Origin of the sequence: Sporosarcina sp. FA15 (assembly GCF_051550195.1) — a bacterium.
GTDB lineage: Bacteria > Bacillota > Bacilli > Bacillales_A > Planococcaceae > Sporosarcina > Sporosarcina psychrophila.
The window spans coordinates 2500229-2515944 of sequence record NZ_CP188818.1; the positions used below are offsets into that span (position 1 = coordinate 2500229).

Consider the following 15716-nt stretch of genomic DNA (forward strand, 5'->3'; position numbering starts at 1 on the left):
TGTAAAGTGTGTAAGCACTCATTATTTTGTGGAATGATTGTATGACTTGGGGAACGATCATATCCTTCCCCGACCAATCATATAACTCGATAAACGATCATATCCCCTCCCCAACCAATCATATCGCTCGGTTAACGATCATATCCTTTCTCGACCAATCATATAACTCGATAAACGATCATATCCCCTCCCCAACCAATCATATAGCTCGATAAACGATCATATCCCCTCCCCAACCAATCATATAACTCGGTAACCGATCATATCTCCTCCCCAACCAATCATATAACTCGGTAACCGATCATAAGTCCCTCTCGCTCCCCGACCAATCATATAACCCAGTAAACGATCATAACCTCTCCCCAACCAATCATATAGCTCGATTAACGATCATATCCCCTCCCCAACCAATCATATAACCCAGTAAACGATCATATCCTTTCCCCAACCAATCATATAACCCAGTAAACGATCATAAGTCCCTCACATTACACCCAAATCCCTAGCTAAATCCTGACATACAAACAGCCATTCCGAGTTTCCGGAATGGCTACCTGTATAAATTGAAGTATTGAATCCGGTGTATAGATTAAGCGAAGGCGTCTTAATAAGGGGCCTCAGCGGTTCAATGGATTTCTTTATTTCAACTTATCTAGTTATTCTTTTGAATCTGCTTCTATACGAATTTCGTAAAATGCCTTGACCAATCCGCTTTCCTTTTCAGAGTCGATTTCTGCGAGCCTTCTCTTTCCAAACCGCCTATCGAATAAGCTAATCGCTCTGACAAACGGATGCTCATGAACAATCGCTTCTTCAAACGGCATATGAACGTAATCGAATAATAGTTCTTTCACATCCCATGCTGGGAAAACTTCGTCTGCAATCATTTCCTTTTCAGTATCCTCATATGCACGATGATAGGCTTTATAGTCTTCAGATTGTTCTAATTCCCGCCAATGGAGGTGCCAAGGAAACGGATTTAATTGTCGCTCGTCCCGTAAATCGTCACTGCGTCGATTCAGTTCCATCGTGTATGGAATATCCGATGCCCAGCCAATCTCTTTTCCATCTAATGTCACACGAAAACTGCTTGTCTGGTCATGACTTTTTCGATGAATGATTGCCTGATAATGTACCCGACCTTTCAGTGACTCACACAACAAACCCTCCGCCATCTGTTTCAGCTTCGACCACCTCATGAAAGTCGGGATTCCCATTCTTCGCGGAGAATACCCATCCGAATCGAATCATAGTAAGTCCCGTTCCAATAACGCACTTTCCGCAACCGCGCTTCCATCGTCATGCCCAGTTTTCCGCCGACTTTAATCATACGCTCATTACCTGACCACGTCGTATAGCCGACACGAACCAACGGCATTTCATTGAATAAATGATCAATCCACATCGTGAATGCTTTCGTTCCGTAGCCGCCGCTCCAATACTGTGGTTCATAAATGACAATCCCCATCTCCAGCCAAAGGGACGGCTTATGTTCCCAGTAATAACTAACCATGCCGATCAATTCGCCATCCACTTCGATGCCCCAATAATCGTCCTGTGCAACGATTTTATCGCGCCTTTCCAGAAACGCTTCGTACGTCATTGGCTGATGTTCATAATAAGGTGCATCCCATTTTTTCCATTCAGGATTTTCATCTTTGAAACTGAGTTCCCACATGCGGTGTAAATCTTGTTCTTGGATCGGACGTATTGTTACGCCCTCATTTGTATAACTCAATCATATTCCTCCGAATCAATTATAGATATTTCGCGAACCAGCCTGTTATCTCGTCCAACCTTGCAATGCGCAGGTTCGGTGTACCCGTGCGCGATAAGTTATGATTTGCATCTGGGAAGCGGACAAATTCCGTTTCTTTCCCCATGCTTTTTAAGGTGATGTATAGCTGCTCTGCTTGTTCAATCGGGCAACGGAAATCTTTTTCCGAGTGTAAAATTAACAGCGGAGTCTCAACGTGTTTCGCATATTTCAGCGGGGAATGTTCCCACAGCTTGTCAACGTCGGTCATGTCAGCGCCGATTTGCCAATCGCTGAAGTAGTAACCAATATCGGATACGCCAAAGAAACTGATCCAGTTAGAAATCGAACGTTGCGTGACAGCTGCTTTGAAACGATCAGAATGGCCAACGATCCAGTTCGTCATGAAACCGCCATAGCTCCCACCTGTTACACCAAGTCGGTTCGTGTCGATCCAGCTATTTTCTTTACAAACATAGTCAAGGCCAGCCATAATATCTTCATAATCTCCGCCACCGTAATCTCCTCGTACTGCATCTACGAATTCCTGGCTATAGCCATGGCTTCCGCGTGGATTAACGTAGAGGACCCCGTATCCTTGCGCCGCCAATAGCTGTAACTCATGGAAAAACGTATTCGCATACATTGCGTGCGGACCGCCGTGAATTTCGACGATTAGCGGATAATTAGTCCCTTCAACGTAGCCCGCCGGTTTCATTAACCAACCATGCACGTCCCAATTTGTCGCCCCTTTATAGACAATTGCTTCTGGTTCAACAAGTTCAACTTCCTCTAAATACGTTGCGTTGAATGAAGTGATGGCTTGTCGTTCGCCTGTTGCGATTGTCTGTTTATATAGCTCTCCCGGATTAATGGCATTGCTGACTGCAACGAGCGCAAACTCGCCGTCGACTGAAATATCATAGCCATATACATGCTCATTTTCAGGTGTTGCGGGATATAACTCCCCTTCGAGTGACGCAAAGTACAGACGGATATCGCCCATTGTCGACAGTTGAAAATACAAATAGTTATCCTTTGTCCAAACTGCAGACGGTGCATCCGCCCCTTGCTGATGATCCGCAACTGCTGCATCCCCAACCGGTGCGTCTATGCTTTCCGTCAAATTCATGCGCATACCGTCTTCCGTGTCATAAACGTACAAACTGCTATGTGTCGCATTTTCGAATGTCCGGTCTGAACCAACGTATGCGATATAGCGATCATCAAAGGAAAATTGGGCGCCGCCGAAATAGCCCTCTTCATCGACAAGAACCGTTTCTTCTTTCGTTTCAACGTCTACAATAATTAGCGGTTGACGGAATTCGAAATCCAAATTATCCTTTCGGTTGACGCCGATAATTAATTTCTTGCCATCATGCGATATGGCTTGCAATCCATGCTGGAAATTCCCCTCAGTGAACTGCGTTACTTCTCCCGTTTCGATGTCGACTAGGCCGATTTGTTTGTACGTGTCTTGTGGCAACAAGCCTGCCCCGTCCATTTGGTATTTCATTTTCGTGGCACGGTACGGCTGCGGCTTTTTCTTTTCGTCCTTTTCTTCTTTATCTGTAAACGTCTTGCCTTCTTTCACGACTGCGTCCACCCAAATTTTCTTGCCGCACGGCGACCAAAGGAAACCCGAAACGCCTTTTTCAAATGTGGTTACTTTCTGTGCTTCCCCACCTCTTGCCTGTAGGATGAACAACTGGTTCTTCTCTTCCCGGTCCGATAAAAAGGCGATTTGTTTCCCATCGGCAGACCATTCAGGTGATGAAATCGTACTTTTGCCATGCGTCCACTGCGTCACTTCGTTCGACTCCAGATCTACGTGAAATAAATTCGCTATATATTTATTGTCTTCCTCATCAATATGCGTTTTTACAAACACCGCTTCCTTGCCATTCGGCGCTAATTGCGGATCCGTCACAGACTGTAATTTAAATAGGTCAGCTACTTCCAGTTTACGTTTTTCCATTGCTAATTCCCCCTTATTTCTTCTCTATCTACTTATTTCGACATTCGTAACAGTTTCCCTTTTTTCATGGGGATAAAAAAATGATCTCCTTGTATGGCGAAGGAGATCTGGTGTCGAGCTATGGGGGCTAGTCGTGAGACTGTCATGGCAAGCTGACTAACTGTAAGGGCAAGTCATCAAACTGTCATGGCAAATCGTGAAACTGTGAGGACATCGCGGAACTGTCATGGTAAGTCGACTAACTGTGAGGACAAATCGTCTAACTGTCACGGCTAACTTCAAAACTGTGAGGACAACGCGGAACTGTCATGGCAAGTCGACTAACTGTGAGGACAAATTCTCTAACTGTCACGGCTAACTTCAAAACTGTGAGGACAACGCGGAACTGTCATGGCAAGTCGACTAACTGTGAGGGCAAATCGTCTAACTGTCACAGCTAACTTCGAAACTGTAAGGACAACGCAGAACTGTCATGGCAAACCGACTAACTGTGAGGTCAAGTCGTCAAACTGTCATGGCTAACTTCAAAACTGTGAGGGCAACACCAAAATGTCACGACACAATTATCTCTCCACATGAAACCTCTCATCCAAAACTACCATTTCGCCTACAAACACCGATTGTGGTCGGAAGATGGTGTTGTCGCTTAACTGTTCAATCGCATGCGCTGTCCAGCCGACGATTCTTGTTGCACTAAACGTTGGTGTGAACAGTTCCGACGGCATTTCGATTGAACGCATGATAGCTGCGGCATAATATTCGACGTTCGTATACAATTTCCGGCCCGGCTTATACTCTTCCAGCAAAGATATGATTTCTTTTTCAGCTGCTGTCGCCAAGTCCAACCAGTCATCTTCCCCCGACATACTGATGCATTTATCTCTCAAAAGAACTGACCGAGGATCTTCCGTTTTATAAATTCGGTGGCCGATCCCCATGATGCGTTCCCCGCGTTTCATTTTAGCCTCAATGACTGGACGGATATTTCCTAACGTTTCCATCTCCTCCAACAAATCGATGACACCCGATGGCGCGCCTCCATGTAACGGACCTTTCATCGTTCCGATTGCCGACGTGATTGCAGATGCTAAATCCGATTCAGTAGAAATGGTGACTCGTGCTGCAAAAGTCGACGCGTTCAATCCGTGTTCCATCGTTAATTTCAAATACGTTTCGAGCGCCTCTACTTGTACGTCATTTGGGATAACGCCTGTTAGCATCCACAAATAATTCGCTGTGTGCGATAAAGTCGGATTCGCTTCAACGATTGATTGTCCATGTTGATTTCGATAATGGCGCGCAATAATCACTGGAAGTGCCGCTGTCAAAACAAGCGCCTGATCCTCGATTATTTCATCCTTAAACGTAGAGTGTCCATAAGCGGAAATCGCCGTTCGCATCGCATCCATCAGTGGCATATCAGCAGGAAGTGCATCAATAATCTTCACAACATGTAGAGGGAGTTCTCTTCCTGCAATCAGTTTTTCATTCAATATACAAAGTTCACTTTCTCCCGGCAATACGCCAGTCCACATAAAATAAGCCACTTCTTCAAATGAATGCGTCGCTATGAGGTCGCCTATAGAAACACCCCTATATCGCAATTCCCCTTTTTCTCCATCGACCGACGCGATTTTCGTGTGTACCGCAATAACATCTTTCAACCCTTTTTGAAACATGATTATTCCTCCTTCTTTTCTTTAGTATAAGGCGAAGGTATAATTACTTAAATTGAATGTTTTTTATCAAATCAATTAGTATTATTAATCAAAAGGAGGTTCACTTAATGGATTTTCAATGGCTCAAAACATTTATTGTCGCCGCTGAGACCTTAAATTTTCGGAAAGCTTCCGAGAAATTGATGCTATCCCAACCAAGCGTAACCGTGCATATTCGTCTTTTAGAGGAACAACTTGGTAGCAAACTTTTTGATAGACTAAACAACCGCGTCACTTTGTCCGATGCCGGGAAGTTTTTTTATATTGAAGCTGTTCGACTTACTAATGACGCGGACGCGAGTGTGAGTCGGATGCATGCGTTTTCGCAAGGCTATCGCCGCAATTGGACAATCGCTATTTCACCGTTAATGGCCGAAACGATCTTACCTTATTTATTACGGACATTCATGGAGCATCATCCCGAAGTCGAACTATCTATTCGCATCGAAGAATCGGAAATGATTGAGCAACTTGTCGACAATGGTGATGTGCATCTTGGTATTTCAGCACTCGATGCTACGTTCAAAAACATTGAATCAATCCTGATTTACAAAGATCCTATTTTATTCATCATACCAACGGATCCATACGATGAGGAAAGCGGCCCACCTATTGACGTTTCTGAAGAACTACAGAAAAACTACTTATTTACGCATCATCACCCCGTCTATTGGGATGACTTACTTTTCACTCTCAATAAACGCATTCCTGGCATACGGACGATGAAAGTCACACAGGCGCACATTGCAAAACGGTTCATCCAGGAAGGATTAGGCATCTCATTCCTTCCTCATTCCATCGTCCGGCGTGAACTGATTGAAGGTAGACTTATGCAGCCACATTTTGACCTATTCGAATTACCGACCGTTTCGACATATATACTGGTGAAAAAGAAAGGAGAGCTTGAAGAGGAATTTATCAATCAGATTTCTAATTATTATTTTAGATAATGAATAATTAACCCCTCTCCGCGTTGGAAAGGGGTTAATTATATAGCCGGTCATTTGGCGTTATATCCTCGGTGAAGATATAATTTAGGTTTTTAATTCTCCATAAAAACTTTCACGTGTACCAGCAAAAAATGATGAGTAACAATTCACCATTTCCTCCACGCAGTATGCCAATTCATAACTGACTTTGTTGTATCGTATATCTAACGAATCGTTATCACCGCCTTGGGTTCATTTATCACCGCCATCGGGCCTGTTATCACCGCCATGGCTTCGATTATCACCGGCATCAACCCCGTTATCACCGCTACTCGTAATTCGCACACAAAAACAGCGGCAGCTTTTCATATGAAAAGACACCGCTGTTTTTATGTTGCTATCAAATTTACTCCACTGATTCTAATTCCTCTCTGATTCCCAGCACACCATACTAATTACCTCTTCATCGCCGCAACGGACTTTCTTCACCATCACAGTTGAATCGACGAATTTTGATGCCTCTTCCCCCAAAACGTTTCACGACTTGTTCAGCATTGCCATCTAAGAGCTTCCCATTAATGGGTTTTTCGTATTGCCGCCTAATCCAATGTGTCCAATTGGCTCCTTATATAGTTTCCCCTAGCCTCAATATAGGTCAATATGAAATCCGGTTCTTGATCAAATACGGCTATATTATCTTTTTCATAAGGATCCTTTAGAACATATGGCCTTATTAAATTATGCATTGCTTGTATTTTAGGTTTCATATACTCCACATTAAACTTGCTGTTTAATATCTCTTCTAATAGGTTCTTGTATTGCATCCGAAAAGTTTTCACATCAAGAATCCTTGCGGTTAATGTATTAAATCCTTCGATTCTCAAATAGTCTTCTCGCATGCTTTCACCATTGACATCTCTTCCCCATGTCGCATCGTAATCCCATGGGATAACTTCAAACAAACCCGTCTCCCCATTACGATAAAGTGCATAGTTATGAACAAATCCATCGAAGTTTTGGGTAAAAATAACCCCGGCGAGCCAGCGTAGATACTTATCTACGTTCACATACTTTACGATTTCATGCTCAAATTCTTCTCTTGGAACGGTGTTGATGTTAACTATCATTTCTTGTAACTGATTATCACCTTGCTCAGTGACACACTTTTTTTCATAGCCTAACGTGAGTGATTTCTTTACTTCTTTATCAAGATTACTCATTAATGAAAAGTTTGCATCCCCATCGACCGCATAATAGATCGGTCCTTCTGGTAGCTGCCGATTCGCCAGAAAAAATTCATCCACTGATTCTATTTCTAAATATATCCCCTCGTTTTTCCCGTTCAGTTTCACAAAAACGAAACGAGAGTTAGGTGATAAGCAGCCGATCTCATTAAAAAAATCAAAAGACAATTTATTTCTCAACAATGATGGATCTTTAAATTCCGCATTCAAATGAAATTCTTTCGCCTTTCTATATATGCTCGGTTTGTAAAATGAGAGCTGATATGATTTCTTTCGTAACTCCCGAATATGGGAACCACGATATACAATATCAATCTCATATTTCTTTTTATTAATCGTCAACTTTGCGGAAACTGGATCATCCATCCAAACATCTTTCCGAAGCTCACTTACAAAGTTAGGGTGAATAAAAAGCTGATACTCAGGTACTTCCATGTCAATATCCACGTGAATTCTATCCCTTCACTTTTATACTATACGTATGTATTCAAATGCTCGATGTTACTCTAACCATATATGTTGAATTAAAAAATCCCATTGAATCTGCTGTGGTTCTCGATAATGAAAGAGTTGTAATTCGGGGTGTGGATTGTAGAACACTTGACGCTTTGGGGATGCCTCTCACCGCAAGCCTGGATTAGCGCTTCGCATCCAGTCTTACGGCTTCGGCGACCCCTTTGCCGCGCCTGCGCTAGGGTGTTCATTATCGAGAGAACTGTGATTTTGAGATGTATATGGCGAGATAATAATGTGATTACTTTTTGATGCTAATTATAGTCAAGAAAGACACACTCCAGGTTGCAGATCTCATCCCCGATAACGAAATGCGCTTTCTCAAATAGACCATCTAGCGAAGGCGCGACTTCGTGGTAGCCGGAGCGATAAGACTGAAAGCGGTCTTCTTTCTGGCTTATCGCGTGAGGCGTCCACAAAGCGTCGAAGCGATATTCGTAGGAGTTCTAATTTATTCCTCATGCATCGGGACATTCGTTGATCACATTCGATCGATTTATAGCACTCCAGGTTGCAGATTTCATCCCCGATAACGAAATGCACTTTCTCAAATAGACCATCCAGCGAAGGCGCGACTTCGTGTTAGCCGAAGCGATAAGACTAAGGAGGGATGCAGTTCAATCCCTCCCAAGGGGTCTTCTTTCCGGCTTATCGCGGGAGGCATCCACAAAGCGCCGAAGCGATGTTCGTAGGATTTCTATTTCATTCCAAGTATTGGGACTTTTTCAGTGGCTTCCCAAAAGCCCTTGTAAAGCGCATAAGCCGTATTCATTTGTTCAACATAATAGTAATTATTTTTCAAGTGCAAGCATTTGTCTCTAACCCTCTTGGTACAACCGCGTACTTTAAGGAGAGAGGAAGGATTGCGTGGTACTTTCTCCCAATAAGCGAAAAAGGAGGGCGGACATGTCGCTATTTTTTGATAATGAAATACAAAAAGTAAAGAAAAGAACTGATCGCTTAGGGTTAGATAACTTAATGTCTCAGGATCCTCGTGATAAACAGAACAATGCTAACAGATATAGAAACACTTCTCAAAATCAAACAATTTCTAACAAGGATCAACATGATTCCGGCAAGCGACCAAATAGAAGGAGAAATAACAAGTACTAAATATAGTGCAGGGCATGGTTCCAGTGAAACTATGAATTTTTCCACTTATCTGGTTTGACTTATGAAGCTCATCTAAGTTTAAAAGGTTTTCTTTCTTATCTTTTAAGAATTGACTCACTTCCCGCCCACTTCTAATTATTTCTCGAAGTGTGTGCGTTTGTCTCGGACACTTAGTGTACGTAAACGTACATTAAGTGGAGAGTAAGGATTTGAGGCAATCCGTAAATGGAATATGAGCAAGTCTTCATTCTTTATCTACAAAAAAAAAAAGGAGGTTTAACGTGTCTCAATTTTTAAGTAACGATGACATTCAAAAAGCGATTAATAAGGTGGTAAGCTTGGGGTTAGACAACTTTATGTTCCAAGAGCCGTCAAGTAACAAACATTGCACAAGCAGTAAACGTTGTTCAAGCAGCAGACATTGCACAAGCAGTAAACGCCGTACAAGCAGCAGACATTGCACAAGTAGTAAACGCCGCACAAGCAGCAGACATTGCACAAGCAGTAAGCGCCGCACAAGCAGCAGACATTGCACAAGCAGTAAGCGCCGTTCTTGTTGGAAAAAACATAATACTTGCGACAAGAAACGTACAGTCTTTGGTCCAATACTTCCAAGCAACAAGCGACGCTCTTGCGACAAGAAACGTTCTAGCTCGAAGAAACACAATACTTGCGACAAGAAACGTACTTGCGTAAAACGACGCACTTGCTGTAAAAAACAGCAGACTTGCGAAAAACGACGCACTTGCTGTAAAAAACGGCAAACTTGCGAAAAGCAACGTCCTTGCTGCAAAAAACAGCAGACTTGCGAAAAGCGACGTCCTTGTTGTAAAAAACAGCAGACTTGCCAAAAGCGGCGTCCTTGCTGTGGCGGCTACTAATTAATCACCTTAGCACTTGCATTCATAGCAATTCTTGCAACTAAATGAAGTGTAACGAAAACCCCTTTCTATTGAGAGGGATTTTCGTTATCGTCTACATTCCAACGTTATTTATTTTTACACTATAAACGTTTGTCCCTGTCATTTGTGGGACAGCCACATAATTTAAGGTGAGGGAAAGATTAGTTACTGTATATGTGAATATCTATATAAACTGAGCGAAGTTACCTTACAAGGGGGAGGGGTAGCCGTAGCGAATTCAATGTAGTTCTTTATTTTTCGTATATATAACAGCGATATGATTCTTATATAAAGAATAGTTATCCACTTTCTTTCTCTTAATAAAGATGAAAGGAGGTAAGGGTATGTCTTCTTTTCCAATGAATAATAACCAAAATGTCGGTAAACATGGTAACGATTGCAGATGTGGGTGTCGTTCGCACAAACCACAGCACAGTCATTCGCAATGCTGTTCAGAAAACAGACCGCAAAATACGTGTACAATCACATTCAGACATACCGGAGTAAGTCGTGTTTGGAGACCTGATACTGGTTGTGACCAGTGTAGGAATTCTAATCATCAACATTGCCACCGCAAGCACCGTTCTTGCGGGTGTAACTTCGGATTTTAAAAGGATTATGGGCTACCCCGTAAGTCGCAATTGAGCGGCTTGCTGGGACTAGCCCTTTTTTATTTCACACCTTACTCACCACTAAAAGACCTCCCCGTCAACAACCCGGAGAGGTCTATCTTGTTAGATTTTCACTTGGTCTTTCAATGACCGTCTCAATATTTTACCAGTCGTGTTTTTCGGCAGTTCATCTAAAAACTCGATTTGTTTTGGTACCTTATATTTCGCCAAACGAGCCGCACAGTATGCGATCAACGCTTCTTTGTCCTCTTTGACACCCTCTTTTAAGACAACAAATGCATGGACCTCTTCACCGAAATCGGGATCAGGTAAGCCAATGACTGCCGCTTCAATGATGTCACGGTGAGCGAATAATACTTCTTCAACTTCACGTGGATAAACGTTATAGCCTCCGACGATAACAAGATCCTTTTTACGGTCAACGATGTAGAAATAGCCATTTTCGTCGCGTTTCGCCATATCCCCCGTGTACAACCAGCCATTACGGATAGCGGACTCCGTTTCTTCAGGCATTTTGTAATAGCCTTTCATGACGTTCGGTCCGCGTACGATTAATTCGCCGACTTCCCCATCTAGTACTTCATTGCCCAATTCATCAACGACTTTATTTTCGACATTGATGATATTCGTTCCGATTGAACCTGGAATACGCTCGCGGTCAGTCGGATTAAAGCATGTAACGGGTGATGCTTCAGACAAGCCGTATCCTTCAGAAACCCTTACATTGAATTTCTCTTCAAAATTATGCAGCAATGCGACCGGTAATGATGATCCCCCAGAAATTGTAGTTCGAACAGATTTGAAATCGCTCGGATCAGCGTCTGGGAACTGGTATAAGAAATTGTACATTGTTGGCACAGCCGCGAAAATAGTAGCCTGCTGTTCTTTCACGACTTTAAATACTTCTGCTGGACTAAAGCGCGGTAGCAATAAAATCGTTGCACCTTTTACTAGTGGTGCATTGACAACGACTGTAAGCGCGAAGACATGGAATACCGGCAGCGTCGCTACAACACGGTCATCTTCCGTGAAATCCAAGTAATCCGCCACATCACGCGCGTTTGAATACAGGTTACCATGTGTCAGCATCGCGCCTTTTGGCTGTCCCGTCGTGCCTGATGTATACAGAATGATAGCGGTTTCATTTTCATCAACAACAACGGGTTCCTGATTAGGTCTTCCTGTAGTAATGAGTTGTGTGAATGAACGGACTTTCGACTTCACTGCAGCCGGAAGTGCGGCGATTTTCTCTGGTGTTTCCGGAACCGTTTCGCAAATTACATAATGCTCAACAGTTGGGAATGCGCCCGCAGCCTGTTCAACAAGTGGCAAAAGAAGGTCAAGCGCGATAACTGCTTTCGCATCACTGTTATGTATGATATACGAAATTTCGTCTGGCGTGTAAATTGGATTGACCGGAATTGCTGTTGCACCAATTCGCATTGTCGCGTAAAGCGATATAAGGAAATGAGGTGTATTACCTAGCAGAAATGCGACGTGATCCCCTTTGCCAACGCCAAGGTCTTGCAGTGCAGATGCGAACATGGATACCGATTGATCGAATTCTGCATATGATGTATCTTTCCCCATAAAGTGATAAGCCGCTTTTTCAGGCTGTGTCATTGCAGTTTCGTGTACTCGCGTAACTAGATTCATAAGTTCATCCCCTTTTGATTAAATGAATGATCATTCATTCCCACTATAATCATTATATAAGAAAAGTTCTGATAAATCAAGACGAGAAAAGCGGAAGGCGCCGCTCAGATGCGACAGGCATAAGGCGGACCGGCTATGCGGCGTTTTTTGCCGAATAGCTGGGCTGACTTATGACCCGAGCATTTGGCGCCTGGAGCTAGACACGAAAAGCGGAGGCGGCCGTTTAGGGGAACGCAGCCTAAGTTCGCCACTTCCTGTGGCAATGGCTGCATGACCTGCATCCTGCAGGCCCGCGACAGGCACAAGACAGTTTGCGAGGAGGCGTACCTCAGCCCCCACAGCAAAATGACTTGTGACCCGAGCATCTGGCCGCTGGAGCTAGACATGAAAAGCGGAAGGTGCCGCTCAGATGCGACAGGCATAAGGCGGACCGGCTATGCGGCGTTTTTTGTCGAATAGCTGGGCTGACTCTTAGGGAGCGCAACCTAAGTTCGCCGCTTCCTGCGGCAATGGTTGCATAACTCACATCCAGTGAGCCTCCGAACCCCTAGGCGCTGGAGCCAGACAATCGAAAAGCGGATACGCCAATAAAGAGGGATGTAGTTCACCCCTCTCCGTTGTATGATTTGCATCATGCAGACTTGTCAAGCCGATGCTTTAATATGCGCAAGATAGCGCCAGCGGATTAAATAGAAATAAAAGATTTGCATTAGCGTAAATCCGACAAGAACGAGAACAAGTTCTTTTACAATTGAAATTTCCGCCAGTGCATCCCAAATCACTTGTAAAGACAGAAATGCAAATGAACTATGAACAAATGCAACTCCCCATGGGAAGAAAAACTGCGGGATTAATTGCCGATTGACAATTTTCTTGAACTCGCGATCCGTGATTCCCATACGTCGTAAAACATCGAACTGTTTACGATCACTTTCGAGCGATGTATACAGTCTGAAGTAGATGAAACTTCCTGCCGCCAGGAAAAATACGGCCGCCAGTAGTAATCCGATGAACAATAACAGTGAAAATGTCGTGCGGATGACCGAATAATTCAAGCCCGGATTTTCAAATGAATATAGTAAATCATCGGATCCCCCCGCAAGAAATGATTCCGAAACCTTGGCATCGATGGACAAGCCAATTTCCTGTGTTTTTTGCCAATCGGGGACATGGAATGCATAGTAGGAAAATGACTTATCCCCCTGTGTTAATCCCTTTTCGAGTACCACTTCATAATCCGCATCATTCAATACGATCGCATTCATTGCAATCGAGTACGAAGAAAATAAATGATAAGGGTACGCCCCATCTATCTTAACGTGGACATCACTTTCTTTGAGTAGCGTTGTCACAGTTCGATCCTTCAGCTGGTCATACGATGAAGCGGAAGGTGGTAAGAAAACGGCTTCGCCCTTTTCCATGTCAATAATTTGATAACCAAACGACTGAGCAAGTATATTCACATTGGATAGCTTCAGTATCGCAACGGGGTTCTTGGTGAACGTCGAAGTCTGTTCCAACACCTGGAACCGAACAAGTGAATAATCGATCTGCTCTGCCTTCAGTTCGTCGACGAGCTGTGTGATATGCTTCCTTTCAAGTTCATTGTTAGACTCGCTTTTGTAAACAAGACCTAACGGATGCATTTCATGGTACTGGGAAGCAAAAGAAGTAAGCGATGCAAGTATGCCAACTGACATGAACGCTACAGTCGATACGATTGTCACGATGAAAAACATGCGCGCATTTTCACGCAGCCGCACGACACCTTCAGATATCGACAGCAACCAAAAATGATGCCAATACAATCGTTTTCGATTGCGAAGCTTATGAAGGAGCAAAGGTAAGGAATCCGTGAAAAAGTAAAAAGTCCCTATTGTTGCAAGCGGTGGCAAGAAAAAGATCAGGCCGGTTACGACGGAATTCGTTGTCGATGCAGCCAGGATATAGGACAATGCAAGAATCAGTAATCCCAGATAGCCACGTGCTTTCGAATAGCCGTACGCCCCTCGACTTCCTGCATCTCCTTGTATGAGATCGGCCACCTCACCGGTCCGAATGAACACCGGAGCCACATACGAAATGATTATAAACAGACTCATGAAAGCACCAATTGTCAGTGCAAATGGTTCCCATGATAAATAGAGGGGCAAAGCTGGCAACAGAACGATTTCCCGTATAATCATAAAAAAGAATTTTGAAAACATAAATCCAAGAATAGTCCCTGCAACAATAGATGCCGTTCCTATAATCATCGTCTCAATGAATATAAGGCGGTTCAATTGTCGCTTCGCCATCCCTAAATGCAGCAAAATGCCGAATTCCTTCGACCTCGCCTGAAGAAATGCCCGCATCGAATAAAACAGGAAAAACACAGTGAAAATATACAATATAATTTCTGCGATTCCCATACCCATTATGGCAATTTCTTGAACAAACCGATTTTCTATGGATGGATGAAACAACAACATGGAATAAAGGAAAAATACCATAACGGAGAAAACGCTTGCCATGAAAAATGCAGTGTAAACACGTCTATTTCGAATAACATTACGGTAAGCGAATTGACGAAAGGTCATGGACATTCCCCCCGAGAAGAGACAAGACGTTCAAAATACGTTGGAAAAATGTTTGACGTCTTTCATCTTTATAGATTTCATTGAAAAATTCGCCGTCCTTGATGAATAGCACACGGTCACAATAACTGGCGGCAATCGGATCATGCGTCACCATAACGACAGTTGTTTTTTCACTTTTATTAATATGGCTTAGCAATTCGAGCACATCTTTCGCGGACTTCGAATCGAGATTACCAGTTGGTTCATCAGCAAGAATGATTTTGGGTTTATGAATAAGTGCCCGCCCAATCGCCGTTCGTTGCGCTTGTCCCCCCGATAATTCGTCGGGCCTACGTTTCAGAATATCTGTCAAATCAAGACGTGCTGCAGTTTCTGCAATACGTCTTTCCATTTCAGGAACTGATAAGCCATCAAGGGTCAACGGTAAAACGAGATTCTCTTCTACCGTCAGCATTTGAAGCAGATTAATATCTTGAAAAACGAAGCCGAGATTGCGTCGTCTAAATAATGCTAGGTCGTTTTGCTTGAGCGCTTCTGGCTCTATTCCATTTATCATCAGGCGTCCATACGTCGGTAATGTAATCGTCGAAATCAAGTTCAGCAACGTTGTTTTTCCGCTTCCAGAAGGGCCCATGACTGCGACGAACTCGCCTTCCTCCACTTCAAAGTCAAGACGGTTCAACGCTCGGTGCATCA

Annotated in this window: 13 protein-coding genes and 1 pseudogene; 4 read left to right on the forward strand and 10 right to left on the reverse strand. The window is 43.5% G+C overall.

Features of this window, described 5'->3' with window-relative positions:
- Positions 1 to 240: 240 nt before the first annotated feature.
- The 5 genes from ACP8HG_RS12005 to ACP8HG_RS12025 form a co-directional block, all read right to left on the reverse strand.
- A complete protein-coding gene (locus ACP8HG_RS12005) occupies positions 241 to 366 on the reverse strand; it encodes a hypothetical protein (protein WP_438296426.1) in 126 nt (41 codons plus the stop codon).
- 290 nt (positions 367 to 656) lie between these two features.
- Positions 657 to 1199: an SF0329 family protein gene (locus ACP8HG_RS12010; protein ID WP_438296428.1), complete on the reverse strand. Its 543-nt coding sequence runs from the start codon at positions 1197 to 1199 to the stop codon at positions 657 to 659.
- Positions 1196 to 1738, reverse strand: a complete 543-nt coding sequence (locus ACP8HG_RS12015; protein ID WP_438296430.1) for a GNAT family N-acetyltransferase — start codon at positions 1736 to 1738, stop codon at positions 1196 to 1198. Before ACP8HG_RS12015 ends, ACP8HG_RS12010 begins: the two co-directional genes overlap by 4 nt.
- 19 nt (positions 1739 to 1757) lie before the next feature.
- Positions 1758 to 3734, reverse strand: coding sequence for a S9 family peptidase (locus tag ACP8HG_RS12020; protein WP_438296432.1), 1977 nt, complete (start codon positions 3732 to 3734; stop codon positions 1758 to 1760).
- Between the two features lie 563 nt (positions 3735 to 4297).
- A complete protein-coding gene (locus ACP8HG_RS12025) occupies positions 4298 to 5413 on the reverse strand; it encodes a citrate synthase/methylcitrate synthase (protein WP_438296434.1) in 1116 nt (371 codons plus the stop codon).
- 107 nt (positions 5414 to 5520) lie between these two features.
- Here ACP8HG_RS12025 and ACP8HG_RS12030 point away from each other — a divergent pair, with 107 nt between their 5' ends.
- Complete coding sequence (locus ACP8HG_RS12030) at positions 5521 to 6402, forward strand: LysR family transcriptional regulator (RefSeq protein WP_438296436.1); 882 nt, start codon at positions 5521 to 5523, stop codon at positions 6400 to 6402.
- A gap of 578 nt (positions 6403 to 6980) precedes the next feature.
- Here the strand turns inward: ACP8HG_RS12030 and ACP8HG_RS12035 are convergent.
- Positions 6981 to 8060 carry a CotH kinase family protein gene (locus tag ACP8HG_RS12035; RefSeq protein ID WP_438296438.1) on the reverse strand — a complete coding sequence of 360 codons (1080 nt, stop codon included), beginning with the start codon at positions 8058 to 8060 and terminating at the stop codon, positions 6981 to 6983.
- Between the two features lie 984 nt (positions 8061 to 9044).
- Between ACP8HG_RS12035 and ACP8HG_RS12040 the strand changes: the two genes are divergently transcribed.
- Positions 9045 to 9251, forward strand: a complete 207-nt coding sequence (locus ACP8HG_RS12040) for a hypothetical protein (protein ID WP_067212067.1) — start codon at positions 9045 to 9047, stop codon at positions 9249 to 9251.
- 281 nt (positions 9252 to 9532) lie between these two features.
- Positions 9533 to 9613 (forward strand): annotated as a pseudogene (locus tag ACP8HG_RS12045) (hypothetical protein); the annotation flags it as partial.
- 45 nt (positions 9614 to 9658) lie between these two features.
- On the opposite strand, the gene ACP8HG_RS12050 reads toward ACP8HG_RS12045, so the two are convergent.
- Positions 9659 to 10015, reverse strand: coding sequence for a hypothetical protein (locus tag ACP8HG_RS12050; protein ID WP_438298686.1), 357 nt, complete (start codon positions 10013 to 10015; stop codon positions 9659 to 9661).
- A gap of 513 nt (positions 10016 to 10528) precedes the next feature.
- Here ACP8HG_RS12050 and ACP8HG_RS12055 point away from each other — a divergent pair.
- Positions 10529 to 10660 (forward strand): hypothetical protein, encoded by a 132-nt coding sequence (locus ACP8HG_RS12055; RefSeq protein ID WP_338655487.1) that lies wholly within the window; start codon positions 10529 to 10531, stop codon positions 10658 to 10660.
- Between the two features lie 227 nt (positions 10661 to 10887).
- Here the strand turns inward: ACP8HG_RS12055 and ACP8HG_RS12060 are convergent, their stop codons facing one another.
- The 3 genes from ACP8HG_RS12060 to ACP8HG_RS12070 form a co-directional block, all read right to left on the reverse strand.
- Complete coding sequence (locus ACP8HG_RS12060; RefSeq protein ID WP_438296440.1) at positions 10888 to 12441, reverse strand: fatty acid--CoA ligase family protein; 1554 nt, start codon at positions 12439 to 12441, stop codon at positions 10888 to 10890.
- A gap of 644 nt (positions 12442 to 13085) precedes the next feature.
- Positions 13086 to 15020, reverse strand: a complete 1935-nt coding sequence (locus tag ACP8HG_RS12065; RefSeq protein WP_438296442.1) for an FtsX-like permease family protein — start codon at positions 15018 to 15020, stop codon at positions 13086 to 13088.
- Positions 14992 to 15714, reverse strand: coding sequence for an ABC transporter ATP-binding protein (locus tag ACP8HG_RS12070; protein WP_255428711.1), 723 nt, complete (start codon positions 15712 to 15714; stop codon positions 14992 to 14994). Before ACP8HG_RS12070 ends, ACP8HG_RS12065 begins: the two co-directional genes overlap by 29 nt.
- Positions 15715 to 15716 lie beyond the last annotated feature (2 nt).

Coding starts and splice junctions, on each gene's coding strand:
- ACP8HG_RS12035 (WP_438296438.1), bottom strand. CDS start 8,060: ATGGAAGTACCTGAGTATCAGCTTTTTATTCACCCTAACTTTGTAAGT.
- ACP8HG_RS12010 (WP_438296428.1), bottom strand. CDS start 1,199: ATGAGGTGGTCGAAGCTGAAACAGATGGCGGAGGGTTTGTTGTGTGAG.
- ACP8HG_RS12065 (WP_438296442.1), bottom strand. CDS start 15,020: ATGACCTTTCGTCAATTCGCTTACCGTAATGTTATTCGAAATAGACGT.
- ACP8HG_RS12070 (WP_255428711.1), bottom strand. CDS start 15,714: ATGCACCGAGCGTTGAACCGTCTTGACTTTGAAGTGGAGGAAGGCGAG.
- ACP8HG_RS12040 (WP_067212067.1), top strand. CDS start 9,045: ATGTCGCTATTTTTTGATAATGAAATACAAAAAGTAAAGAAAAGAACT.
- ACP8HG_RS12060 (WP_438296440.1), bottom strand. CDS start 12,441: ATGAATCTAGTTACGCGAGTACACGAAACTGCAATGACACAGCCTGAA.
- ACP8HG_RS12055 (WP_338655487.1), top strand. CDS start 10,529: ATGTCGGTAAACATGGTAACGATTGCAGATGTGGGTGTCGTTCGCACA.
- ACP8HG_RS12020 (WP_438296432.1), bottom strand. CDS start 3,734: ATGGAAAAACGTAAACTGGAAGTAGCTGACCTATTTAAATTACAGTCT.
- ACP8HG_RS12030 (WP_438296436.1), top strand. CDS start 5,521: ATGGATTTTCAATGGCTCAAAACATTTATTGTCGCCGCTGAGACCTTA.
- ACP8HG_RS12025 (WP_438296434.1), bottom strand. CDS start 5,413: ATGTTTCAAAAAGGGTTGAAAGATGTTATTGCGGTACACACGAAAATC.